General features: G+C 61.5%; 22 protein-coding genes. 10 read left to right on the forward strand and 12 right to left on the reverse strand.

From position 1 onward, the window contains the following. Positions 1–6 precede the first annotated feature (6 nt). From ACQY5P_RS03575 to ACQY5P_RS03605, 7 genes are all read right to left on the reverse strand, one after another. The gene (locus ACQY5P_RS03575) at positions 7–996 is read right to left on the reverse strand and encodes a hypothetical protein (RefSeq protein ID WP_428409473.1); all 990 of its coding nucleotides are present in this window, start codon (positions 994–996) and stop codon (positions 7–9) included. 125 nt (positions 997–1,121) lie between these two features. Next, complete coding sequence (locus ACQY5P_RS03580) at positions 1,122–1,322, reverse strand: hypothetical protein (RefSeq protein ID WP_428409474.1); 201 nt, start codon at positions 1,320–1,322, stop codon at positions 1,122–1,124. A gap of 201 nt (positions 1,323–1,523) precedes the next feature. Continuing rightward, complete coding sequence (rplA, locus tag ACQY5P_RS03585) at positions 1,524–2,219, reverse strand: 50S ribosomal protein L1 (RefSeq protein WP_428409475.1); 696 nt, start codon at positions 2,217–2,219, stop codon at positions 1,524–1,526. A 5-nt stretch (positions 2,220–2,224) separates the two neighbouring features. Next, positions 2,225–2,653, reverse strand: a complete 429-nt coding sequence (rplK, locus tag ACQY5P_RS03590) for a 50S ribosomal protein L11 (RefSeq protein ID WP_428409476.1) — start codon at positions 2,651–2,653, stop codon at positions 2,225–2,227. Between the two features lie 675 nt (positions 2,654–3,328). Continuing rightward, positions 3,329–4,198, reverse strand: a complete 870-nt coding sequence (locus ACQY5P_RS03595; protein ID WP_428409477.1) for a class I SAM-dependent methyltransferase — start codon at positions 4,196–4,198, stop codon at positions 3,329–3,331. A gap of 3 nt (positions 4,199–4,201) precedes the next feature. Continuing rightward, on the reverse strand, positions 4,202–5,551 hold the full coding sequence (locus tag ACQY5P_RS03600; protein ID WP_428409478.1) for a pyruvate dehydrogenase complex dihydrolipoamide acetyltransferase: 1,350 nt from the start codon (positions 5,549–5,551) through the stop codon (positions 4,202–4,204). A 4-nt stretch (positions 5,552–5,555) separates the two neighbouring features. Continuing rightward, entirely contained in the window at positions 5,556–6,971 is a 1,416-nt protein-coding gene (locus ACQY5P_RS03605) for a pyruvate dehydrogenase complex E1 component subunit beta (RefSeq protein ID WP_428409479.1), read from the reverse strand. A 266-nt stretch (positions 6,972–7,237) separates the two neighbouring features. On the opposite strand from ACQY5P_RS03605, the gene ACQY5P_RS03610 reads away from it, so the two are divergent. The 7 genes from ACQY5P_RS03610 to ACQY5P_RS03640 all read left to right on the forward strand — a co-directional run bounded on the left by ACQY5P_RS03610 (position 7,238) and on the right by ACQY5P_RS03640 (position 14,629). Further along, positions 7,238–9,052: a DUF885 domain-containing protein gene (locus ACQY5P_RS03610; protein WP_428409480.1), complete on the forward strand. Its 1,815-nt coding sequence runs from the start codon at positions 7,238–7,240 to the stop codon at positions 9,050–9,052. A gap of 3 nt (positions 9,053–9,055) precedes the next feature. Further along, positions 9,056–9,487 (forward strand): hypothetical protein, encoded by a 432-nt coding sequence (locus ACQY5P_RS03615; protein WP_428409481.1) that lies wholly within the window; start codon positions 9,056–9,058, stop codon positions 9,485–9,487. 110 nt (positions 9,488–9,597) lie between these two features. Further along, positions 9,598–10,461 carry a 2OG-Fe(II) oxygenase gene (locus tag ACQY5P_RS03620; RefSeq protein ID WP_428409482.1) on the forward strand — a complete coding sequence of 288 codons (864 nt, stop codon included), beginning with the start codon at positions 9,598–9,600 and terminating at the stop codon, positions 10,459–10,461. A 156-nt stretch (positions 10,462–10,617) separates the two neighbouring features. Next, positions 10,618–11,088 (forward strand): preprotein translocase subunit SecG, encoded by a 471-nt coding sequence (gene secG, locus ACQY5P_RS03625; protein ID WP_428409483.1) that lies wholly within the window; start codon positions 10,618–10,620, stop codon positions 11,086–11,088. Between the two features lie 89 nt (positions 11,089–11,177). Further along, positions 11,178–12,809, forward strand: a complete 1,632-nt coding sequence (locus tag ACQY5P_RS03630) for a CTP synthase (protein ID WP_428409484.1) — start codon at positions 11,178–11,180, stop codon at positions 12,807–12,809. A 153-nt stretch (positions 12,810–12,962) separates the two neighbouring features. Beyond that, entirely contained in the window at positions 12,963–13,664 is a 702-nt protein-coding gene (locus tag ACQY5P_RS03635) for a VPLPA-CTERM sorting domain-containing protein (protein WP_428409486.1), read from the forward strand. A 125-nt stretch (positions 13,665–13,789) separates the two neighbouring features. Further along, complete coding sequence (locus ACQY5P_RS03640) at positions 13,790–14,629, forward strand: SDR family oxidoreductase (RefSeq protein ID WP_428409487.1); 840 nt, start codon at positions 13,790–13,792, stop codon at positions 14,627–14,629. Between the two features lie 356 nt (positions 14,630–14,985). Here the strand turns inward: ACQY5P_RS03640 and ACQY5P_RS03645 are convergent, their stop codons facing one another. From ACQY5P_RS03645 to ACQY5P_RS03660, 4 genes are all read right to left on the reverse strand, one after another. Then, the gene (locus ACQY5P_RS03645) at positions 14,986–16,479 is read right to left on the reverse strand and encodes a Ppx/GppA family phosphatase (RefSeq protein WP_428409488.1); all 1,494 of its coding nucleotides are present in this window, start codon (positions 16,477–16,479) and stop codon (positions 14,986–14,988) included. An 87-nt stretch (positions 16,480–16,566) separates the two neighbouring features. After that, positions 16,567–18,747, reverse strand: coding sequence for an RNA degradosome polyphosphate kinase (locus ACQY5P_RS03650; protein ID WP_428409489.1), 2,181 nt, complete (start codon positions 18,745–18,747; stop codon positions 16,567–16,569). Positions 18,748–18,780: 33 nt separating this feature from the next. Continuing rightward, complete coding sequence (locus tag ACQY5P_RS03655; RefSeq protein WP_428410625.1) at positions 18,781–19,458, reverse strand: HdaA/DnaA family protein; 678 nt, start codon at positions 19,456–19,458, stop codon at positions 18,781–18,783. A 73-nt stretch (positions 19,459–19,531) separates the two neighbouring features. Then, positions 19,532–20,887 carry a DUF2066 domain-containing protein gene (locus ACQY5P_RS03660; RefSeq protein ID WP_428409490.1) on the reverse strand — a complete coding sequence of 452 codons (1,356 nt, stop codon included), beginning with the start codon at positions 20,885–20,887 and terminating at the stop codon, positions 19,532–19,534. Positions 20,888–21,122: 235 nt separating this feature from the next. Between ACQY5P_RS03660 and ACQY5P_RS03665 the strand changes: the two genes are divergently transcribed. The 3 genes from ACQY5P_RS03665 (at position 21,123) to purN (ending at position 24,324) form a co-directional block, all read left to right on the forward strand. Further along, on the forward strand, positions 21,123–22,376 hold the full coding sequence (locus ACQY5P_RS03665; protein ID WP_428409491.1) for a serine hydrolase domain-containing protein: 1,254 nt from the start codon (positions 21,123–21,125) through the stop codon (positions 22,374–22,376). 287 nt (positions 22,377–22,663) lie between these two features. Beyond that, entirely contained in the window at positions 22,664–23,671 is a 1,008-nt protein-coding gene (gene purM / locus ACQY5P_RS03670) for a phosphoribosylformylglycinamidine cyclo-ligase (protein WP_428409492.1), read from the forward strand. After that, positions 23,671–24,324 carry a phosphoribosylglycinamide formyltransferase gene (gene purN, locus ACQY5P_RS03675; protein WP_428409493.1) on the forward strand — a complete coding sequence of 218 codons (654 nt, stop codon included), beginning with the start codon at positions 23,671–23,673 and terminating at the stop codon, positions 24,322–24,324. The genes purM and purN overlap by 1 nt, the downstream gene beginning before the upstream one ends. Here the strand turns inward: purN and ACQY5P_RS03680 are convergent. Beyond that, positions 24,321–25,103 (reverse strand): DUF1499 domain-containing protein, encoded by a 783-nt coding sequence (locus ACQY5P_RS03680; protein WP_428409494.1) that lies wholly within the window; start codon positions 25,101–25,103, stop codon positions 24,321–24,323. The genes purN and ACQY5P_RS03680 overlap by 4 nt on opposite strands. Positions 25,104–25,215: the final 112 nt, after the last annotated feature.

Genomic DNA, 25,215 nt, shown 5'->3' on the forward strand with positions numbered 1-25,215 from the left:
TCCCGACTAAATCACGGGAAGCGGCTGCGCAGCGGCCAGATCGTCTGCGGGCGGCGCATCCATATCGGCAAGCGTCACGCCATGATGATGGCTGTGCTCTTCCGGCGCCTCGCTGGTCGCGGGCGCAGCTGCATCATCCGCCGACGCAATTTCGTGAGCGCCGTGATTTTGTTCAGCTAAAGCGTCGATCCCTTGATCGAGATCAATGACATCGTTTTCAAGCTCGCCGGCGTAGCCGTGATCGTTGTAAGACTCTTCCGCCGCCGGAAGACTGGCTTGGGGCGCCATATGTTCCGCATGACCGTTGACGGCGGCGGGTGCATTGTGACCACCGTGGGCGGTCGCCTTATGCGCTGACATGTCATGGCCAGCGTCGTGAGCGCTATGCTCGGAATGTTGCGTTGAGCCAGGCGCTTGATGCTGGCCGGACGCGTGTTCGCTGTCAGCTGCGTGATGCTCTGAGGCGGTTACGTCATGGTTCTGGTGAGACGCATGCCCCTGCTGGTGACCGGAATGGACCGCGGCGTGCTCTGCGCCATGGCTTCCCGCAGCATCATGAGCGGTATGGTCGACCGTTATTGCATTTTGCGCATCGTGACCGTCATGCTTGTCATGGTCGCGCGCATATTGATTGGCGAAACGCGAGGCGAACGGATCGGCGAGATAAGATGAATAGCCGAAATGGCCGCCGTGATCGCTTCCTGACAACGCGGCATGATCGTGCTCGTCGCCTGACTCATAACTCAAGCCGGGCAGGCAGTCCTCTCCGAAAGCGGAAAGATCGTCCACCGCAACGAGTCCCGCAAGCGGATCGAATTCCTCTTCTTTCGCCGCTGCGGAGACCAGCGACGCGCTGAGCGCCGCCGTAAGGCTGAGCGTTGGGGATTTGCCTTTGTTGAGCGCCGCCTGAAAGGCTTTGCGCGCGCGGGCGTTTTTCAGGACGGAAGCAAGCGCGGCGATGTCTGATACGTCCGGAACGAGCGCCTTGAGCGGCATATAGGGAAACTCCACGGAACCTGTGACACGCGTGATATCCCGGATTCATTGAAAATCCGGCGCGGGGATGCCGACAATTTTAATTGCCGGAGAACGATTAGATAACGTTTTAGCGAGCCCTCAAATCATCTGGCCAACTCTACCGGGCGCTCGTCCTTTAATCCGTCCTGAATATCGTCGTTTCCGCTTACTGCCTCTGCGCGGGATCCTTGCTGACCGTCTTCCGGCGCCCGGCTCACGCCCGCGCTCTCATCCTTGCGGAGTTCTTCGGCCATCGCCTCGATCAGATCGTCGGCGTCGAAATCGGGGAGATCATTATCTTCCATGTCATACCCGTGAGTGTCGGCGTGACTCTCATAGAGTAAACCGCATCGCTAAAAATACCCGTTCGAGAATTACAATCTCTTAGGGATGGCCGGATGCGCGCTTCCCGAAAGAAACGCGCCCGTAACGATGCCAGCCTTAAGCCCTAAAACAAAAACGGCCCCGCGAAGGGGCCGTTTTCGCTATTCAATTGTTCATGCAGCTTAAGCTGCGCCAGTCGACGTATCGATCTTGACGCCCGGGCCCATTGTGGACGAGAGCGCAATCTTTTTCAGATATGTGCCTTTGGCGCCCGCGGGTTTGGCTTTCGTCACTGCATCGATGAATGCTTTCACGTTTTCGGCAATGGCTTTTTCATCGAAGCTCGCCTTGCCAACGCCGGCATGGATGATCCCGGCCTTCTCGACGCGGAACTCGACGGCGCCGCCTTTTGAGTCTTTGACCGCCTTGGCGACGTCTGGCGTCACGGTGCCGACTTTCGGGTTCGGCATCAGGCCGCGCGGGCCCAGCACCTTACCGAGACGGCCGACGACGCCCATCATGTCCGGGGTCGCGATGACGCGGTCGAAATCCATGAAGCCGTCCTGAATTTTCTGCATCAGGTCTTCCGCGCCGACAATATCGGCGCCGGCGGCCGTCGCTTCTTCGGCCTTCTTGTCTTTTGCGAAGACGGCGACTCGCACCGTGCGGCCCGTGCCGTTCGGAAGGGCAACGACGCCGCGCACCATCTGGTCGGCGTGACGCGGATCGACGCCGAGATTCATGGCGATCTCGATCGTTTCATCGAACTTCGCGCTGGCGTTCGCTTTCACCGCTTTCACGGCTTCTTCAACCGTGTGCAGTTTTTCGCGGTCGACGCCTTCGCGCGCTTTGCGGATTCTTTTTCCTGGTTTCGCCATTGCCGTTACCCCTGCACCTCGAGGCCCATGGCCCGCGCTGACCCCATGATGATCTTCGTCGCCGCGTCGAGATCATTGGCGTTGAGATCTTTCATTTTCGCTTCGGCGATTTCACGGCATTGCGCCGTTGTCACCGTGCCGGCGACAGCTTTGCCCGGCGTCTGACCGCCCTTTTGCAGCTTCGCCGCTTTCTTGAGGTAATAAGACGCCGGCGGCGTCTTCATCACGAAGGTGAACGACTTGTCGGAAAAGATGGTGATGATGACCGGAACCGGCATCCCCTTTTCCATCTCCTGCGACTTGGCGTTAAACGCCTTGCAGAATTCCATGATGTTGAGACCGCGCTGGCCGAGCGCAGGACCGATCGGGGGTGACGGTGTCGCCGATCCCGCCGGCACCTGAAGCTTCAGGTAGCCTGAGATTTTCTTCGCCATTTTGTAGCCTTCTCGTTTGCTATTGGCGGAAGCCGACTTAACGGCGACCGCCCGTTGAAGGGCCGCGGTGCGGTTCGAGCTGGACTTAACCCGAAAACCTCCCGCGAAGGCGCGCTTCCTAAAGGAGGCGGACCGTGTTCGCAAGAGCGAAAAAGCCGTAATTTGGGGAAGGAATAAAAACGGGCGGCCCCTATGGGGGACTTGGGACCGCCCGCTACGCAACTCTACGGTACTGATACGCTACTGAGCACTCGAGAATCTGGCGGAGCCGCCGCTCTCAGGTGATGTTATACAATTACATTCGTTAAGATGCAAGCGGATGGAAAATTCCCCTCAGAGGGGAGAGAGAAACTCTGAGGGGAAAGTCAGTTTTGGAGAAACCCTTCACTGGCCGGGCAAGAGAGGGGGAGATGTTCCCGGCCGAAGGGTACGCAACTTATGAGGGGCGGCGAGACGAGATCAGCACGGGGGAGAGAGAACGCCGACCCGCCTCGCCTACGCGCGGTAAACACAACGCCCTCGCGGTGAGTGGAATATTGCAACGACTTGGCCAGAAGTCGCGGCGAAAATGTGTCTTTTTTACGTTACAAGATCACATAATATTAATGCTTCTTACGCTCGCCATGAGCATAAATTGCTTATGTTATTGAATATAATGCTATTTTGAAGAAAGTATCAGTTGTTACGATTTTTGCTGGTTTTGTAACAATTGGTCGGGGCCGTCTCCGCAGTCCCCTCATCGGTCGGCGCCAATTCCGCATCGATGAGGTTCACGAAAAACTCCCGGACCAGCGGAACCTTGCCGACAAGAGGCAGATTGGCGGCGGTCCGGTCGCGCCTGTGCACCGCGCGCAGGCCGCAACCGGCGATGAGCCGCTCGAACATGGCCACAGTCATGCGGTTCATGCCTGGGGACCAGCTTGCTGCGCCATCGTCCCGGTATAGTCTGCGGATGTGGAAGACGGTCTTTTCGGAAAACAGGAGATTGATCCACGGCGCGCGGGTGAAGAAGTGCATGTGATGGCCGTAGGGCGCCATCCACAGCGGCCCAAAGCTGACATAAATCCGCCCGCCCGGCGCCAGCGCTTGCCGCATCTCGCGAAGGTTCTCTTCAGGGCTGATGAAGTGCTCCATGGCGTTGAGCGAGATGACGATGTCGAACTTGCCCGAAACACGCTCCGCGAAAGCGACATTCCGGACGCCCTCCTTCGACGCCAGCGCCTCCCCATGGGCGCGCCGGTTCGCCTCGATCTCGACGCCGAGCACTTGTTGCGCCCCCGCCTTCGCCAGCGCCACCGATTGAAACCCGTCGCCGCAGCCATAATCGAGAACGCGTTTGCCTTTCGCTTTTTCAGCAAAGCCCGGAAACGCTTCTTCAAGCTGCGCCAGCGCCGTTTCAACGGACCATTGCCGCGTCGGTGCAGCGTAACGCGACGTCTTGTCGACGTCGTCCGGATGATCGGAAAACGCGAGCAGGAGGCGCTCGCCGAAACTCAAAGACCCGAGCTTTTCAGAAGCGAGCGCGAATTTGCTCTTGCGCGTCATTCCTTAAAGCAGCATCGCCGCCGGCTCTTCGATGAACCCCTTGAACGCCGCCAGGAACTCCGCGCCGACCGCGCCGTCGACGACACGGTGATCGCAAGTCAAAGTCACCGTCATCATGGTGCGGATGACCATTTCACCGTTGCGCACAACGACGCGCTCCTCCCCCGCGCCCACCGACATGATCGCGCCATGGGGCTGGTTCACGATGGAGGCGAAAGACGTGATCCCGAACATGCCAAGGTTCGAGACGGAGAACGTGCCGCCCTGATATTCCTCGGGCTTCAATTTCTTCTGACGCGCGCGGCCCGCCATATCCTTGATCTCGGCGGAAATCTGCTTGAGGCCTTTTTCTTCAGCCTTCCAGACGATAGGGGTGATGAGCCCGCCCTCAATCGCCACCGCGACGCCGATATCGGCGTGCTTATGGAAGAGCAGCGCCTCGTCCGTGTAGGTCGCATTCGCGGCCGGGACTTTCTTCAGCGCCATGGCCGACGCCTTGATGATGAAATCGTTCACCGACAGCTTGAAGGCGTCATCGCCTTCCTTGGGCGAGGTCGCGTTGATGCGCGCGCGCGCCGCAAGGAGATTGTCTAGCTCCACATCGATGTTGAGCGGGAAATGCGGAACTTCCTGATTGAAGCTCTGCGTGAGGCGGCGCGCGATGGTTTTGCGCATGCCGTCGAGCTTGACCGCCGTATAGCTGTCTTCCGGGTAAAGTCGCGGATCGACAGAGGCCGGCGCGATCTGCGCAGGCTTCGCCGCCGCCGGGGCCTTCGACGGAACGCCTTCCTTCAGCGCTTTCTCAACATCGCGCTTGACGATGCGGCCATGGGGGCCGGTTCCTGCGCCGGACAGCGCCGAGAGATCGAGCCCTTCGTTTTTCGCGATACGTTTCGCCAGCGGCGACGCCATGATCCGGCCGTTGGATTTCGGCGTCTCCGGTTTCTGAGCGCTTTCCTGCTTCGGCGCAGGTGCAGCGGCGCCGTTTGCAGGCTTAGCCTCTTGCTTAGGCGCCTCAGTTTTTTCTTCTTTCTTCTCTTCCTTCGCCGGAGCCGATCCGCCGCCATTGCCTGTTTCGAGAGCGCTCACATCAATGTCGCCGGCGCTTTCGCCGTCCTCCAGGAGGACGGCGATGGGCGCGTTCACTTTCACATTCTCCGTGCCCTCGGCGACGATGATCTTGCCGACGGTCCCCTCGTCCACCGCCTCGACTTCCATGGTCGCCTTGTCAGTTTCGATTTCGGCGATGACGTCGCCGGAGGAGACCTTGTCGCCTTCCTTCACGTTCCATTTGGAAAGCGTGCCTTCCTCCATGGTCGGCGACAATGCGGGCATCAGGATCGGGGTTGGCATGCCGTTAGTCCTTGTACATGACGGTCTTCACCGCCTTGACGATCTTGTCCGCGTTCGGAAGGCTCAAGACTTCGAGATTGGCGGCGTAGGGAAGCGGCGCGTCTTCCTGCGTCACGCGCGCGGGCGGCGCGTCGAGATAGTCGAAGGCGTGTTGCGTCACCTGCCAGCCGACTTCGGCGCCGACGCCGCAGGGCGCCCATCCTTCTTCGACGGTGACGACGCGATTTGTTTTGCGCACCGATTCAAGCACGGTTTCGACATCCATGGGACGCAGCGTCCGGAGGTCGACGACTTCCGCGGAAATCCCGTCTTCTTCGAGCTTTGCAGCCGCTTCGAGCGAGAATTTCACGCCGCGGGAATAGGAAACTATGGTGACGTCGGTTCCTTCGCGGGCGACCTTGGCCTTGCCGATGGGCAGCACCCAGTCTTCGACCTGGGGCACATCCATTGTGTCTCCATAGAGCAGCTCATGTTCGAGGAAGACGACTGGATTCGGGTCCCGGATCGCGGCTTTCAACAGGCCCTTCGCGTCCGACGCCGAGTAAGGCGAAATGACAATGAGGCCCGGAATGTTCGAATACCACGCGGCGTAGTCCTGGGAGTGCTGAGCGGCGACGCGGCTCGCGGCGGCGTTCGGCCCTCGAAACACGATGGGCGACCCCATCTGTCCGCCGGACATGTAACGGGTTTTCGCCGCGGAGTTGATGATGTGGTCGATCGCCTGCATCGCGAAGTTCCACGTCATGAACTCGACAATGGGTTTCAGCCCTGCAAAGGCAGCGCCGACGCCGAGACCGGCGAAGCCGTATTCAGTGATCGGCGTGTCCACAACGCGCTTCGGCCCGAACTCGTCGAGGAGCCCACGCGAAACTTTATAGGCGCCCTGATATTCCGCGACTTCCTCGCCCATGAGAAAGACGTCCGGGTCGCGGCGCATCTCCTCGGCCATGGCGTCGCGCAGCGCGTCGCGGATCGTCGTCGGGACCATCTCCACATCGGCGGGAAGCTCCGGATCGGCGGCAGCGGCAACTTTTGGCTGAGGGGTTTGGATCTCCTCCCCACCCTCATCGCCGCCTTTCTCTGATTCCGGCGCTTTCGCCTGGGAATCTTCTTTTGTAGGCTCCTGGGCCGCGCCGGCGCCATTCAGCTTCGAGAGGTCGATGTCGTCGGCGCTCTCGCCCTCCTCCACCAGAACGGCGATGGGGTCATTGACCTTTACGTTTTCCGTCCCCTCGGCGACGAGGATCTTGCCGACGACGCCCTCGTCCACCGCCTCGACCTCCATGGTCGCCTTGTCGGTCTCGATTTCGGCGATGACGTCCCCGGAAGAGACCTTGTCCCCCTCCTTCACATTCCACTTGGCGAGGGTGCCCTCTTCCGTCGTCGGCGAGAGGGCGGGCATGAGGATCGGCGTTGGCATTGATATGTCTCGGCTTTCCGTTTGAGGCGGGAGGACCCTCCCGCGCGCGCCCTTCCTAGCCGTTCGCGGCGGAAGCCGACAAGAGCAAATCCGCGCAGCTAAATCCATAATATAGATGCAGAATATGCTTGTTGCGGCGCGCAAACCCGCCGGAACGCGACGAATGCGCAAGCTGACGCGGCGGAACGATCTCGCCACTTTCGGGGAACGGCGCCATAGTCACGCCCAGGGGACCAACCTGTTGCCATATCTCGGAGGGGCGCGACATGAGACTTTTAGGAAAGATTTTCGGCGGGCTTTTGCTGCTTGTCATTCTGGCGGCCGTCGGGGCCTCCATGTGGTTCTGGTTCACGCCGGTCGGCGTCAACAACTACATCAACAAGGTGACCATCCAGTTCGCCGCCGACACGCCGGAACTCATGACGGGGCTTGGCCTGGTCGACAATACGCCGCTCGATTTCCATTCGGGCAAGCTGTCCGACTACACCAAGGCGAAGGACGAAAAGGACCTCGCCAAGCTGAAAAAGGCGCGGGCCGGCCTCGACAAATACGGGCCCGACGGCCTCGAAGGCCAGGAGCTTCTATCCTGGAAGATCACTGCCTGGTTTTTCGACGATCTCATCCGTCAGGCGGAAATGGAATATGGCGGCTATCGCGTGGTCCAGAATTCCGGCGCCACCGTCGACCTGCCGCAGTTTCTCACCGACCTTCACGTCATCAAGAACGAGAAAAGCGTCAAGCGCTACATCTCGCGCGTCAATGAATTCGGCCGCGTGCTGCGCGAAGTGAAGGCCCGTGTCGAAGACGACCGCGCCCATGGCGTCATCCCGCCGGATTTCATCATCGAAAAGTCGCTGGGCGTGATGCGCAATTTCATCGAAGGCGGGGCCTCGCAGAACGCGCTGGTCACCACTCTGCCGAGAAAACTCGACGACATCGGACTCTCGGAAGAGAAAAAGGCCGACTACATCGCGCAAACGACGGCCGCCGTAGAAACCGAAGTTATACCCGGTTATGAAGCGATGATCTCGCTTTACGAGGAGATGCTTCAGGAAACCGATCATAACGCCGGCATCTGGCGCATTCCCGACGGCGACAAGGTTTACGCTATCGCGCTTAAATCCAATACGACGACGGACATGACCGCCGACGAAATCCATGAGGTTGGCGTCGCCGAAGTCGCCCGCATCGAAGCGGAAATGAACGACATCCTCGTTGCGGAGGGATACACTGAAGGAACGGTTTCCGAGCGGGTGAAAGCGCTGATGACCGATCCTGCGCACAACTTCCCGAATGACGACGAAGGCCGTCAGCAGATGCTCGACTATCTCGTCGAACTGAATGAGGAAGTCATGGCGAAAGCGCCGGAGTTCTTCATCACCCTGCCCGACCAGCCGCTCGAAATCCTGCGGGTGCCGGAATATTCTGAGGACTCCGCTCCCGGCGGTTATTATCAGGGACCGGCGCTCGACGGCTCGCGTCCCGGCCGGTTCTTCATCAACCTCAAAAATACGGCGGACAATCCGCGCTGGACCCTGCCGACGCTCCTCTATCACGAGGCGGCCCCGGGCCATCATTTCCAGATTTCCGTCGCGCAGAAGATCAAGAACGTGCCGCTGCTGCGCACCCTGTCGCCTTTCAGCGCCTATACGGAAGGCTGGGGGCTTTACGCCGAACGTATCGCCTCGCTCGACATGGGCATGTATGAGGACGATCCGCTCGGCGATCTCGGCCGGCTCCAGGGCGAGATGTTCCGCGCCGTGCGTCTGGTGGTCGACACGGGGATGCACGCCAAGAAATGGTCGCGGGAAGAAGCGATCGCCTACATGATCGAAAAAACCGGCAACACTGAAGATGACGTGACACGCGAAATCGAACGCTACGTCGTCTGGCCGGGACAGGCCACCGCTTACAAGACGGGCCAGCTCGCAATCCTCGACATCCGCGCCAAGGCGGAGGAAGAACTCGGCGATAAGTTCAACCTGCGCGAGTTCAACGAAATGATCCTGATGAACGGCGCCATGCCGCTCGACATCCTGCGGGAGGTCGCAGACGAGTGGATCGCGGAACAAAAGGCTTAAGTCATGGCCGGGACGCCCGAAAACGCAAAGCCGAGAGTGATCCTCTGGACTTTCGTTTTCGGGCTTGTCCTGAACATCCTTGGCTGGCTGGGCAACAACCTATGGCTCGGTCAGCTATGGGACGAAACCGGCGCAGCCGCGCAAGCGGCCTTTGTGGCCCCGTGGCCGCCGCTCGTAAAGGAAGTCATCAGCCTCCTTTCAGACTTCATCTACGCCTTCGCCATGGTCTGGATTTTCTCTCACGCAAAGGAAAAAACCGTCGCCTTCGCGCTGAAGCTCGCTTTCGTGATCTGGCTGGCGGGGGCGGCGCTCGTCTATCTGGTGATGGTTAATTCCGGCTTCCTGCCGCTTGAAATTTCCGTCAAAACCTCGCTCCTAGCGCTGGCGACGTTTCTTTTGGCGGCCCCGCTGCTCCCCGCGGTCATCAAAAACTAACCGCAACCCTTTACTTTTCAGCGCGTTAACTTGATGCCTGTCAAAGCGCAACGGCCTGTTCTATGCATGCTGCAGGGCAGTAACGAGTGGATAAACAAAGGCGCGAAGTCATGTCGTATCTTCCCCGCAACCCCAAGGACCCGACCCTTTTCGATTTTGACGCGGTCAAGGATCTCGGCGCGGAGCTGTACGAGAAATATATCTCCGGCGATCCCTTTCCGCATATCGCGATCGACAACTTCCTTCCCGAAAATCTGATCGATCTTTGCATCGAAAAGTTTCCGGAGCGGCCGGACCCGGGCAGCGAAAGCTTCAACCGCGATCAGGAGCGCTACAAGACGAGCTACCATCCGGACAATATGGAGCCCGAACTGCGGCATCTTTTCTACGCTTTCAATTCGCGGCCCTTCATCCGCATCATCGAGAACATTTCCGGCATCAGGGGCCTTATTCCCGATCCGTTTTTCCTTGGCGGCGGTTTCCACGAGACGCGTCAGGGCGGTCATCTCGACATGCACGCGGATTTTAACCATCACAAGCCGCTCGATCTCGAACGCCGCATCAACGTCCTCATCTATCTCAACCGGGACTGGAAGGACGAATATGGCGGCCAGCTTGAGCTGTGGCGCACCGACATGTCGGAACAGGTTCAAAGCATTACGCCCATCGCCAATCGCTGCGTCATGTTCACCACGACCCAGCAGTCGATGCATGGACATCCGCAGCCGGTTAATCATCCGGACGGCAAGTCGCGGCGGTCCATCGCACTCTATTATTACACCGCCACCTGGAACGCGACGAAGGCGTCCAAAACGACCCAGTTCCACGCCCGCCCGAACACGCAAGACCGTCCGGACTGGCAGGTGCGGACCAATGAGCTCATCGGCGACATCACGCCGCCGGTGCTGATGCGCCAGCTCGCCAAGGTCCATTACCGGCTCTCTCGCGGCCAGCGTAAGCAAAACGGCGCATAAGGCCGGCTCCACGAATGCGCCCTTGCGGAAAGGGGGGCTTTCCGTTATGTCCCGGCCCCTTCCGCCGGCCCGTCTTGCCCTGTCTTTGACATTGCGGCCCGGCTTCCTAAATAAGGCCCGGTCGCCGGGCTTCGCCGGACGCAAAAGAGCACTCTCATGACCGCCGTCATTCTTACGATTCACACCCTTATCGTGATCGCCCTGATCGGCGTCGTGCTCCTGCAGCGCTCCGATGGCGGCGCGCTCGGCCTTGGCGGCGGCGGAGGCGGCGGTTTCATGACCGGCCGCGGCGCGGCGAATGCGCTGACCCGCACCACCTCGATATTGGCGGCGGCTTTTTTCGCCACGTCCCTGATTCTCGCGATCCGGGCCGGAGCCGGCGAAGACGATCAGCGGGTGATCGATGAACTGACGGGCGCGGCGAGCGCTCCGGCAGTGGAAACATCCAACGAGCCCCGCGAAGTCACCACAGACGATCTTCTCAACGACCTCGGGTCAGAGGATGCGCCCGCCGGCGAGCCCGCGACCACGGAAGACCTTCTCAACGATCTCGGCGTCGAGACCGCGCCTGCAGAGGAAGCCCCGGCGGAAGAAGCCCCTGCAGAAGAAGAAACCCCGCAGGAATAAACGGCTTCAATAAACGGCTTCCGGGGCTTTTTCGGTTCTATCAAAAATAGCGTTTGATTGGCGCGGAATCTTCGCTAAGACGGAGCTCCATGGCGCGGTACATATTCATTACCGGCGGCGTGGTGTCGTCCCTCGGAAAAGGTGTTGCTTCGGCGGCGTTGGGCGCGCTCCTTCAGGCGCGCGGCTACAAGGTCCGTTTGAGAAAGCTCGACCCCTATCTGAATGTCGATCCCGGCACCATGTCGCCCTATCAGCACGGCGAAGTCTTCGTCACCGATGACGGGGCGGAGACCGATCTCGATCTCGGTCATTATGAGCGCTTCACCGGCGTCTCGGCGTCGAAAGGCGACAACGTCACCACGGGACAGATCTATTCGCGCATTCTCGAAAAAGAGCGGCGCGGCGATTATCTCGGCGCGACGGTGCAGGTGATCCCGCACGTCACCGACGCCATCAAGCAATTCGTCCTCTCCGACGCCGGCGGCGCGGATTTCGTCCTCTGCGAGATCGGCGGCACGGTCGGCGACATCGAGGCGCTGCCCTTCTTCGAAGCGATCCGCCAGCTCGGCAACGAGCTTCCCCGCGGCGACGCGGTTTATGTGCACCTGACCCTGATGCCCTTCATCCCGTCGGCGGGCGAACTTAAAACCAAGCCGACGCAGCATTCCGTGCGCGAGCTTCGCGCCATCGGCATCCAGCCGGATGTGTTGCTGGTGCGCGCGGACCGGGACATTCCGGAAAGCGAGCGCAAAAAAATCGCCCTCTTCTGCAACGTCCGCTCTTCCGCCGTCGTGCAGGCGCTCGACTGCCGCACCATCTACGAAGTGCCCCTCACCTATCACAAGGAAGGCTTCGATAGCGAAGTGCTTGCCGCTTTTGGGGTGAAGAACCCGCCCGAGCCGAAGCTTGAAGGCTGGGAGAACATCGTTCACCGCGTGACGGCGCCCGACGGCGAAGTCACCATCGCTGTCGTCGGCAAATACACGGTGCTGAAAGACGCCTACAAATCGCTTATCGAGGCGATTGCCCATGGCGGCATCGCCAACAATGTGCGCGTCAATATCGAATGGATCGAAAGCGATACATTCGAGAAAGAAGAAGAGGCGATCTCCGCGCTTGAAGGCGTGCACGGCATTCTGGTGCCCGGCGGCTTCGGCGAGCGCGGCGCCGAAGGCAAGATCAAGGCGGCGAAATTCGCGCGCGAAAAAGAAATTCCGTATTTCGGCATCTGTTACGGCATGCAGATGGCTGTGATCGAAGCCGCGCGCAATCTCGTCGGCGAGAAAGACGCGAGCTCGTCGGAGTTTTCACATTGCGCCAAGCCGGTTGTCGGCCTGATGACGGAATGGGTGCGCGGCAACGAGACGGAAACCCGCAAACAGGACGGCGATCTTGGCGGCACCATGCGCCTCGGCGCCTATCCTGCGAAACTGAAGCCTGGCAGCCGCGTCGCCGAGATCTACGGCGCCAGCGACATTTCCGAGCGCCACCGGCACCGTTTCGAGGTCGACATGGCCTGGGCCGGGCGTTTAGCGCAGCATGGGGTCGTCTTTTCGGGAACCTCTCCGGACGGCGAATTGCCGGAAATCATGGAGATTCCCGATCATCCCTGGTTCATCGGCGTGCAATATCACCCGGAGTTAAAGTCCAGGCCCTTCGACCCGCATCCGCTGTTCGCGTCCTTCATCGACGCCGCAGTGAAGCGTTCGCGCCTCGTCTAAACTTCCCTTTTCAGGCGAATTCATGGCCGGTGATCCCGGCGCCCGTGAATTTTGGGAAAACTTTGCAGAAAATTTGTCTTAAATGCGGAACGACCTGCGGTTTTTCACGTTCGACTCCCATGTGCAGTTCCAACACCGGGAGACCCAACTAATATGAAATTTCGTTCTTTAATCATCGCCGCCGCAGCGCTGGCTTCCTCTGCCGGCGCGGCCAATGCGGCAACATTTGTGTTCAAAGGCGACGGCAACAACGTCACGCCCCTCGGTGCCGAAGGCGTCGACTATGTGAGAGATTGCGGCACCGCCGGCTCGGATTACTGCACCATCGATCACGCAGCAGGCTTCGACTATGAGCTTGACGGCATCGCCCTCAATGTCGTCGCCTATGCTGATGGCGGCGCCACGCGCCTCATTCAGGACGTTGTTCCGGGCGATTCAGGCCTCGGCGCCTATTCCGAGTCCAACGCCAATGACGACCAGACGCAAGCCGACAGCAACGAAGCGATTGAGTTTACTTTCGACGATGTTGTCACGCTTACCGATGTGGAATTCAACGCCGGCGGCGACGTCAACTGCTCGAGCTTCGGCGATGAGGGCCCTTGCGGCGATTTCCGTCTGACCATCGACGGCATGGTCATCGGCGTTCTCGCTGCAGAAGACATGATCGCCAATCTCGGCACAGGCATGTCGTTCCTCCTTGAAGCGATCACGCCGGAAGCCGGCTTTACCATCGCACAGTTCACCACGTCGGTCAGCGATGTGCCGGTTCCAGCCGCATTGCCGCTCCTGCTCTCAGGCATCGCGGGCCTCGGCTTCGCCTCGCGCCGGCGCCGCGATCCCCTCGCCGTCAAGTAACGCTCTCCCCTCGGAGCAGACTCGGCGCCGCAGCTTCCGGCTGCGGCGCTTTTTCTTTGCCCAGCTTTTGCCTGGCCGCGCGGACGGCTGTAAGCTCCGGAGCGCGGCAAAAGGAGATTTCGGCCTTGCATCAATCCGTTCTCGTGACCGGCGCGTCTAGCGGCATCGGTGAAGAATGCGCCGTCTTCCTCGCCCATAAAGGCTTTCGGGTCTTCGCCGCGGCGCGGCGCCTCGACAAGCTGAAGGAGCTGACAGCAGTGGGCGCTGGCCGCATCACGCCGCTCCAGATGGATGTCACCGAGAAAACGTCCATCGACGCCGCCCTTGCCAGGGTCGCCGAAGACGGCGCGCCGCTTTACGGCCTCGTCAACAATGCCGGCGCGTCGGCCATGGGGCCCGTTGAAAAGCTGCCGCTCTCGGAATGGCGCGCGACATTCGAAACCAATGTCTTCGGGCTCGTCGCGGTGACGCAGGCGGTGCTGCCGCAGATGCGGGAGGCGGGGCGCGGGCGCATCGTCAATATCGGCTCGCTGACGGGCCGCATCGCCTCGCCATTTCAGGGCGCCTACGCGGCGACCAAACACGCCGTCGAGGGACTCTCGGACTCGTTGCGGCGCGAACTCGTGCCCTATGGCGTCAAGGTCTCGGTCGTGCGTCCCGGCGCCATCAACACGCCCTTCGGCGCCCATGAAGCCGAGATGCTGGCAACCTACGAGGCCGATGAGTCTTACGGCGATCAGGTGAAGGCGTTCAAGGCGTGGTTTTCCAAGCAGCATCCGAACGCGCCGTCGCCCGTCGTGGTCGCGGAAGCCGTGCATCATGCGCTGACAGCCGAAGCGCCGCATTCGCGCTATACCGCTCCCTTTAAAATGACTTATGCGCTGGCTCTGCGGAATGCTCTGCCGTCCGCCGTCACCGACCGCATTCTTGAACGGGTCAACGGCCTCGACAAATTCCGGAAGTGACCCGTGGCCGCCAGTTTCAGCCCGCGGATTCATTGGGCTACAGACGAATGTGGCGCCATTTGACATTTTCTGCTCAGACATCTCGCGCCGTTCTCCGAGTTTCGCCTCCCCACGACTTGCCTGTCCCGGACGCGATCCGGGAATCGTGAAGAGGCGCGCGACGAGGAGATCATACGCCCGCGCAAAAACCGGGGGATAACTATTCACCAACACTGGGAAATATTGAAGAATTCAACAAAATTGATGAATTTTTCCGACTGCGATTCGCCCTATTGGGGTGGTGGTCAGTGGTCAGTGGTCAGTGGTCAGTGGTCAGTGAAGGTTGACACGGTCTCTTCCGCACACATCCCTAATGCCTAATCCTCATACTGCTCCGCCGCGATGGCGTCGAACGCGGCCGCAAGAGACACGAAACGCCGGCGCGGCGTTTCGCCCATCAGCGCCTGGCGGTCAGAGGGCGCGGTGAAGACAAGTTCGCCTTCGCGCGCCTCAAGCCTGCAGCCTTCGAGCGCCGCCGGCGCCTTGGGCGCAATCGCGGCGAGGAAGCGAAGGGCGAGACCGAACCGCGTGGCGCGCATCTGCGCTTCCGGCGACAACAGCGCCATCGCCTGTTCGTTCGGCACTGGCGCCGAGCGGCCCTGATGCCGCCGGAACAAAGCGAGCGCCATCCACAGGCGCTCTTCATGGCTGACGCTGGCGAAAGGCGCGCGCAGCGCCGTGTCGAAGGCGTGCCGGCCGCGCAAATCAGGATGGAAATAGGCGCCGATGTCGCAGAGAAGCGCCGCGCCGAGACGCTTGCGCGCGCCTTCCGGATGCACTTGCGCGAACAACGGTTCGATCACATGAAAGGCCTTTTCCCCGAAAGCGGGGTCCGGCGCGAGCCGCGCGGCGTAAAACCGGCAGGCTTCGAAGAACGGGTCTTCCTCTCGCTGTTCCGGCGTCAACTGGCGGTAAAGCAGACCTTCGCGAATGCCGCCGGAGGACATGCAGACGCGCTTCGCTTTCATCCGTGTAATGACGGACTTCAAGACAATTGAGGCCAGCGGCAGCGTGTCGATGCGCCGGCGGGGGATGCCCGGAATTTCCTCCAGCGACTTGCGGCTCTGGCGCGCAATAAGATCGCAGACCTCAATCGCCTGCGCCGGCGTCAGTTCATAATGATGCAGCACCGGCAGCGGGTAGTTTTTGAGAGTCATGTGAATGCGCGCCACGGCCCGCCAGGCGCCGCCGACCGCATAAAGCGTGTCGAGTCTCGCCTCTTCAAGAAACGGCGCGGCGGCAAGATGCTCCGCGATCAGCTTCGAGGCGGCGGCCATATCGCCCTTCGCCGCGCGCATGAGGCTTAATGGACCGATGGGCAGGCTTAAGCGTTCGCCCGGCTCGCCCTTTTCGAGAAGCGCGAGCTCCAGACTGCCGCCGCCCATATCGCCGACAATGCCGGTGGCGCCCGGCTCCACCGAAACGACGCCGAGCGCCGCAAGCTCGCCCTCCTCCGCGCCGGAGATCACCGAGACATCAAAGCCAATCGCCTGCGCCGCCTCGACGAAGCGCGCGCCATCCGCCGCCTCGCGTACGGCGGCCGTTGCAATTGCCGTCACCGGCGGACGGCCGAGATCGTCGAGCACATGGCGGAAGCGTTTCAGCGTCGAAAGGGCGTCCTCCACCGCGGCTGGATTGAGCCCGCCTTCCGGCGTCATCTCGCGGCCAAGCCCGCAAAGCGCCTTTTCGTTGCAGATGGGCATGGGCGCGCGCGGCGGCCCCTCATAGACGACCAGACGGACGGAGTTCGATCCGATATCGACGACGGCGCGGCGCTGGTTCGCCGGAGGGATGTTCTTACGCGAAGTCATGCTGTGAGACGCATTCTACCCGGTCTGGCCATGCCCGTCGCCAACACCTTTCGCCGATTCGCGTTCAGCATCCCAATTTCCGGGACCCTATTTCCGGCGCTTGAGCTCGCGCGGGGCGTTGTATTCGACCGCTGCGCCGCGCCCCGAGAGCGAGGGATTTGTCATCATATAGGTATGGACGTTGAACGGTTCGCCGTCGCCCGACGGCTTTACGCGCTCATACCGCCCGTCGGGCAGCAGCTTCCAGCTCTGCGCCTCGTCATTGAGGTTGGCGACCATGATGTAGTCGAGGATCTGGCTGTGGACGGTCGGATTCTCCACCGGACAGAAGATTTCGACCCGGCGGTTGAGATTGCGCGGCATGAGGTCGGCGGAAGCGACAAACACTTTGGCGTCCTTGTTCGGCAGGCTGTCGCCGGCGCCAAAACAGTAGATGCGTGCATGCTCGAGAAACCGCCCGACAATGCTCTTGACACGGATGTTTTCAGAAAGGCCGGGAACGCCGGGGCGGAGGCAGCATATGCCGCGCACGACAAGATCGATCTGCACGCCGGCGGCGGAAGCCTCGTAAAGCTTGTCGATGAGCGCGCCGTCAACAAGCGCATTCATCTTCATCCAGATCGCGGCCTGCTTGCCCTTCTGCGCGTTCTTGATCTCTTTGTCGATCAGCTTGACAATATATTCGCGCGCATTAAGCGGCGCGACAGCGAATTTTTCGAACTCCGTGGGCGCGGCGTAGCCGGTGATGAAGTTGAAGACCTTGGCGGCGTCGCGTCCGATCGCGGGATCGCAGGTAAAGAGCGACAGGTCGGTGTAAATCTTCGCGGTGATCGGGTGATAGTTGCCCGTCCCCACATGAGTATAAGTGCGCGTGCCGGTTTCTTCCTGTCGCACGACCACCGACAGCTTGCCGTGGGTCTTATATTCAAGAAAGCCGTAGACCACGTTGACCCCGGCGCGCTCCAGCGCACGGGCCCAGCGGATATTCGCTTCCTCGTCGAAGCGGGCCTTGAGCTCGACGAGCGCCGTGACGTTTTTGCCGGCCTCCGCCGCTTCGATGAGCGCCTCCACAATGGGCGACTGTTTCGAGGTGCGGTAAAGCGTCTGCTTGATGGCGACGACTTTCGGATCGGCGGCGGCCTGTTTCAGGAACTGCACGACGACATCGAAGGACTCGTAAGGGTGATGGACGAGAATGTCCTTCGCCCGGATCGCCGAGAAACAGTCGCCGCCATGTTCGCGGATGCGTTCGGGAAAGCGCGGCTCGTAAGGCGCGAATTGCAGATCGGGCCGGTCGGGCGGAATGAGCTCGCTCACCTGCCCCAGTCCCAGAATGCCGTCCACCAGCACGACATCCTGCGCCACCGCCTGCAGCCGCTCGCGGATGAGATCACGCAGATGTTCGGGCGTGCGCGAGTCCACCTTGACGCGAATGACGTCGCCGCGGCGGCGGCGCTTCAGCATGGTTTCGAACACGCGGACGAGGTCTTCGGCTTCTTCCTCGATTTCGACGTCAGAGTCGCGCAGCACGCGAAACGAACCATGGGTGGCGACTTCGAAGCCTGGGAAAATATGATGAATGAACCGGACGATGGTCTTCTCGAGCGAAATGAACCGTGCGGGCGGGCGCGTCTCGTCTCCGGTCGGCGTATCGGGCAAACGAATGAACCGGCCGATCTTCACCGGCACCGGCAGGATCGCTTCCATGGGCTGGCCGTCGGCGCGAGTCAGCTCGAAACACAGCACGAAGCCCATATTCGGCACGAAGGGAAAGGGATGGGCGGGATCGAGCGCGAGCGGCGTCAAAATCGGAAAAATGTTCGCCTGGAACTCTTCTTCAAGCCACTTCACTTCGGCTTCGGTCAGTTCGTCATCGTCAAGCACGACAACGCCGGCGGCGCGCATCAGCGGCTTCAAATCGCGCCAGCACCGCTGCTGCTCGCTCATGAGCGCCGCCGCGTGCTCCGAAATCATGTTGAGCTGTTCTTGCGCCGAGAGCCCTTCCTGGCTCACAGCGGAAACACCCTCGCGCACCTGGCCCCTGAGGCCCGCCACACGAACCATGAAAAATTCGTCAAGGTTGCTTGCCGAGATCGAGAGAAATCTCAGGCGCTCGAGCAGCGGATGGTTTTCGTTTAACGACTCTTCGAGAACCCGGCCATTGAAGGCGAGCCACGACAATTCCCGGTTGATGAAGCGCGACGGCGCGTCGGGCGCAATCCGTGCAGCGCCTTCCACATCCTGTCTCGTTGCGTCGTCCGCCGCCACAGCCGTCTCCTCTCGCCGCTCCCGCCGCCCCTTTTATGCCGCCGGATCGCCTTCAGAAAGGTTATCAAGGAGTTTTTGTATGAAGGGCGTTGTTATTTTGCGCTTTTCTTCGAGAGCGGCGCGGTCGGCAAGGGCGACGAACATCCTTGCGGCGGCGAAAGTGCGCGGCAGGCGCGGGACGGCGTATTCGATGACGGCAGGCGAAACCGCCACCTGCCGGTCGCGGAAGCCCTTGGCGATGACCGCGCGGATGAGCGCCTCGTCGGGATCGGCGAGGACCGCGCGCGGGGCCGCCTCAAGCCGCGTGCGCAAATCTTTCAGCCCCATGGCCCAGAGTGACGGATGGCCCTCGCCGGCGAGCACGAACCGCCGCCCTTTGCCGGCGCCTGTTTCGAGGGCGTCGAGAAAGGCGTGCGGGTCCGCCGCCGGCATATTGTCGATTATGGCGACGCCATCCCCATAAGGAGCGGCGGCGAGCGCGTCAGCGGTCAGAGTTGTAGGATCGAGCCCTTCCAGCAGGGCATAGGCGAAATGGGTTTTGCCGGCGCCCGAAGGCCCGCAAACCACCAGCGCAGGCTCGGCTGAGGCGAGCCACGCCTCTCCCGCGCGCCAGGCGGCGGCGTTGCAATCGGCGCGCACGAAAGACGCGCGGTCGTAACGCGGCGGTGTTTCGGGCAGGTTGAGCGAAAGCTGTCGCGCGGCGGAAAGCATCAGTTCCACGAAGTCAAAATTTCAGAACCCGGCTCCGGTTGCGAGCGTTCCCTGCTCATGAGCACGAATAAAATTATCTGTACTCGGTCGCCGGCGCCGTTTCTTCATAAGACGCCGGCTGGACCGGCGAAACATCATCCGCCTCGCCATAGCGGCGGCCGCGGCGGCGGTTGTCGGCGCGCACGCCCTGCGCCGTCGACGGCGTCGCCACCATCCAGCGCTCGCCGCCATCTTCGCTCCAGAGGACGAGCCCCTGCGCCTCCATGGCGACGATCAGCTTGTCAGGATCGCCATAGGCGCGCACCAGCATCTCCGCGCCGTAGCGCGAGAGCGAGCGCACCTGCACCGAGCCGACGAGCGGCGTCGAGATCAGCGCCGCGCGGATTTTCGCCCATTCGTCGAGGGAGCGGAAATAGGCGCTGGCTTCAAGAAGCGCCGCCTCTGTGTGGTCGATCAGGGTCTGTTCTTTCCAGGGCTTGGCGTGCTTGGCGATGACGACTTCGATCGCCTCTTCGGCGAGCGTGGGGAAGTTGCCTGCAGGCCGCGTGAACCACGCCTCGGCGAGGACGTCGCCCACCTTCGCCGGGTTGAAATTGTTGGTCGCCGGCCCCTGCAGCGCGCCGCCGAATTCTTCACCGGCGGCAGCGGCCGCGCGGTTCAGAAGTTCGTCCTCGTCTTCGAGCTCAACGGACTCGCGGAAGCCGTTGATGAGACGCACCCGGAGTTTGTGCTCTTCTCCAGACTGCTGAAGAAAGGCGTGGGCGACGATCACCTGGCTGACCGAATAGCGCTCCGCCATGCGGGCGAGCGCTTCGGTGTTGAGCGCCAGCGCTTGGCGCGCGCTGATGACGGCGCTGTCTTCAAGATCGCCGAGCGGCGCGGCCATAGGCGTCAGCTCGTTGTTGTAGGGGCGGACTTTCCACGCCGCCATCCAGGGATTGTTTTCCTCCCACAGATAAAGACCGTTGGCCGTCTGCAGCACGGGAAGCACAAGCGCCGTGCGGGTCTGCGCTTCGGAGTAAGGAATGCCCGCTTCGCGCAGCAGGCGGCGCACAGACGCCGGCTTGAAACGATAGGTGATGAAGGCGCGATAGGTCGTCGCCGAGCTTTTCTCGTTATAGACCTCGAACCCGGATTCGAGATCTTCCAGCGTGTCGTCGCTCAAGGGGATGATGTTGTGGCCGGCGTCAACGGCGCCGTCGGCGCTCATATCCGCGCCGACGCGCGGCAGATAGGGCCAGTCATCCTCGATGGTGAGACGGCGCAGGAGAATTTCCATGGCTTTGCGGCGCCCGTCCCGCTGGGCGAGGTTTTTCGCCGCCGTGGCGCTGTCGGCCTGGGCCTGAACCGTGACGCGGGGCACCACAAAGACATCGTCGCCCGCCGCCAATGCAGCCGAAACAGACGCCAGCGCTGCGGCCAGAACCATCAATGCACGCCGTAATATGATCATCCGGAAACTCCGATTCCTTCCCCTCGCGACTATAGCCGCCGATTGCGGCCGTTTATAGCCGGACCCGCCCGGCGAAACGACCCCGTTTCGCCGCTCTTTCCAAGATTTCAGGCCTGATTTTTCCTTAATTTCCCCGGCTTTCCCGCGCTTGACGCGCCGCCGCCAACCCCACCATAAAACCGTTCGGGTCGTCGTTGCGGAGTTTTCGAGTATGGGCAAGTGGCTTGCGCTTCTGTTTTTATTAGGGACAGCCAGCCTGCCCGCGAGCGCAGACGACGCGGCGGCGACTAACGCCCCCACAGCGCTCACGCCCTTCGCCCCCGTCAGCCTCGAAGAAAGCCAGCTTGAACAGCTCGATGAGACGCTTGAAGCCGCCATGGCGACCGGGGATTTCGTCGGGCTCGCGGTTGCGGTGGTGCGCGACGGCGAAACCAAATTCATGAAAACCTACGGCGTAACCGAAGCCGGCGGCGATCAGGCGGTGACGCCCTTCACGCTTTTCCGCATCGCCTCCCTCTCGAAAGGGTTCGCGTCGAGCCTTGCGGGCCTCGCCGTCTCGGAAGGAAAACTCTCGCTCGATGCGCCGGCGATCGATTTCGCGCCGGAGCTCGCCTTCGCCGGCGGCGCGGAGAAGTCGCTGACGCTCTCCTATCTCTTAAGCCAGCGCACGGGCCTGCCGCCAAACGCCTATGACAATATCCTTGAAGCGGGCGTGCCGCCGGAAAAGATCCTGCCGCAATATCGCAAAGTGAAGCCGATCTGCGGCGTGGGCAAATGCTATACTTATCAGAACGTCACCTATGACATCGCCGGGCGCGCCCTCTCGGCGGTTTACGGCCAGCCTTACGCCGATCTGGTTCAAACGCGCCTCTTTACGCCGCTCGGCATGACTCACGCCTCCATCGGATCCAAAGCCTTGATGGAAAGCGGCGACTGGGCGCGGCCGCATCTGCGAGACCGGCAGAAAGTGAAAGACGCACCGCCCAATCCGTGGCGCGTGGTCGAGGTGAAGGAGCCTTATTACGGCGTGCCCGCCGCAGGCGGCGTCAACGCCAGCATCGCCGACATGGCGCAATGGCTGAAAGCGCAGCTCGGCGGCGCGCCGGAAATCCTCCCGCCCTCGGTGCTCGACCTCATCCATGCGCCGCAGGTGAACACGCCCTCGGAGACCCGCCGGATGCGGTCGGTCATGCAGAACCTGACCTCGTCGCAATACGCCTATGGCTGGCGGGTCTATGACTATGCGGGCAGGACGATCATCGCCCATGGCGGCTCCGTCGACGGCTATGGCGCGCAGATCGCCTTTATCCCGGAACTCGACACGGGCATCGTCATTCTCGCCAATACGCGCTCGCGGCGCCTGTGGAGCATCGCGCCCATGTATCTTGACCTCGCGCTGAGCCAGCCGCCCAAGGACTGGCTGGCGCTGGAAGGCATGGATTCCATTTTCCAGGGCTCGCAATAGGCGGCAGCCAGCGTACCAATTTCATTACTGCAATCGCTTTGTAAGCTGAAGTATCTCAATAGCAGGAATCTCCCCTCTCCCGCTGGCGGGAGAGGGGCCGGGGGTGAGGGTGGCGCCCCACGCGCAACCCCGCGCTGCATGCTCAAAGCCGCAAAGTTGTCCACCCTCACCCTAACCCTCTCCCGCTAGCGGGAGAGGGAATAGTTTCAATCTGTGGCCATGCCTCAAAGCTTTACTGACGGCTCAACCCTGCGTAGGAAAACGGCGACTTTAGGAACACACGAACTATGAGCGAAGCGTATAAAAAAGCGGGCGTCGACATCGATGCGGGCGAGCGTCTGGTGGACGCTATCGGCCCCCTCGCCAAGGCGACGGCGCGCCCCGGCGCGGACGCAGCGCTGGGCGGCTTCGGCGGGCTCTTCGATCTCAAGGCCGCTGGCTTCAAGGACCCCATCCTCGTCTCCGGCACCGACGGCGTCGGCACCAAGCTGAAGATCGCTTTCGACACCGGCCTCCACGACACGATCGGAATCGATCTCGTCGCCATGTGCGTCAATGACGTCTTGGCGCAGGGCGCGGAGCCGCTTTTCTTTCTCGATTATTTCGCCACCGGCAAGCTCGATGAAAATACCGCGGCGCGCGTGGTCGCCGGGATTGCGAAAGGCTGCGCCGAAGCGGGCTGTGCGCTGATCGGCGGCGAGACGGCGGAGATGCCGGGCATGTACGGACCCGGCGAATACGATCTCGCCGGCTTCTGCGTCGGCGCCGCCGAGCGCGATCGCCTCTTGCCGCGCAAAGTCTCCGCAGGCGACGTGATGATCGGCCTCACCTCCTCCGGCGCGCATTCGAACGGCTATTCGCTCATCCGCAAGATCGCGGCGGACGCCGGCGCAAAATACGACGCTCCCGCGCCGTTCGATTCCTCGAAGACGCTGGGCGAAGCCTTGATCGCGCCGACGCGCATCTATGTGAAAAGCATTCTCTCTTTGCTCGACGACAAGGACGTGAAAGCTTTCGCGCATATCACCGGCGGCGGGCTCACCGACAACACGCCGCGGGTTCTGACCGAAGACCTTGCGCCCCGTTTCGACGACGGCGCGCTTGCGCTTCCTCCGCTGTTTCAATGGCTGAAGGAAGCGGGCGGGCTATCGGACGCCGAAATGCGCCGCACGTTTAACTGCGGGATTGGCGGCGTCGTCGTCTGTACGCCGAAAGCCGTCGAGGCGACGCTCGCGCGGCTGACTGCGTCCGGCGAAACGGCGCATGTCATCGGCGATATTGTGAGCGCGTCCTAATGGCGAATGCGCGCGTCGCCATTCTCATCTCCGGCCGCGGCACCAACATGCAAGCGCTGATCGATGCTGCGCGCGACCCGGACTATCCGGCCGAAATCGCACTCGTCATTTCGAACCGCCCGAAAGCAGCGGGCCTCGACAAGGCGGGCGAGGCCGGCATCCAGCGGGAAATCATCAATCACCAGGATTTCGAAACCCGGGAAGATTTCGAGGCGGCGCTCAATGACGCGCTCAAAACCGCGAAAATCGATTACATCTGTCTCGCCGGTTTCATGCGCGTTCTTACCGGCGGGTTCGCCAGCGACTGGCGCGGTCGCCTCATCAACATTCACCCCTCGCTGCTCCCATCCTTCGAAGGGCTGCATGTGCATGAGCGGATGATCGAGGCGGGCGTCAAACTCGCAGGCTGCACCGTGCATTTCGTCTCGGCGGAAGTCGATTCCGGACCGATTATCGGACAGGCCGCCGTGCCGGTCCTGCCCGGCGACAATGCGGAAAAGCTCGCCGCGCGGATACTCGAACAGGAACACCGGCTTTATCCCGCCTGCCTCCGGCTTCTGGTCGAAGGCAAAGCGCGGCTCACCGGAGCTACGGTTTCCTATGACGACAGCGTCGCCGCCAAAGGCGCGCTTATTAATCCGCCTGTTCTTTAAGACGCCGCCGCGTCGAGCTTTTCAAAAAACGCCCTGACCCGCGCGGCGTTCGCCCCGAGATCGGAACCGCCGACACGGGATTTCGAACGCACATCGACCCGCGTTCGCGGGCCTTCCGGCGTGAGGCGCACCACGAAATCATCCACAAAACCGAACCAGCGCGAGGTATAGGCCGCCTCGATAAGCCAGCCGTCGTCGGTCAGGGTTTCGTCAAGCTGCTCCATATTCATGTCGCGAAGAATGATGCGCACCAGTTCCGCAGTTTCATCGAGGCTGGCGTTGACAAGCTTCGGCTTCAGGTCCGGAAACGCCTCCGCCTGCGCCTGACGCACGGTCTTGTCGGAATTCGGAACCATCTTGTCGCCGACATATTCCGGCGGGTTGATCCGTTCCTCGTCCGCGCCTGCGATGATCGGCGGCGGATTGTCGAAATCGGTGGTGACGTCGTGGATGAAGGGGTTCGCCTCGAAAGCGGCGCGCATCTTCAGGGGAACCTGCATGGCCGCAGCGGCGGCCGCCGCGGCGACAAGAGCGAAAAGACCAATCCCGCGGGAGCTCATGAACAAGGTTGCAAGGCCCGTGACGCCGGCCAGGACCGCGGCCGCCAAAATCGGCGGAACCCCTACCGGACCCAGTTCCACCGGGGCGGACACTTTGCGGATCAGACTGAGACCCTCGCCCCAGGTCCACCAGCCCAGCTGCGTTCCCGGCCCCGCAAGCGCAATCGCCGCCGCACAACCAAGCGCGGCCAAAGCCAACAGCAAAGTCACAATTCTCATCAAACGCCCCTTACTCGTTTCCCGTCCCGGCTCTCATCATAGCCCAGGCGCGGGACGAATGCACCTTATGCCGGGAAATCCCGAAAACGCAGGGAAGCTCCAAATTTGCGGG

The organism is Hyphococcus sp. (genome assembly GCF_965267305.1).
Classification (GTDB): domain Bacteria; phylum Pseudomonadota; class Alphaproteobacteria; order Caulobacterales; family Parvularculaceae; genus Hyphococcus.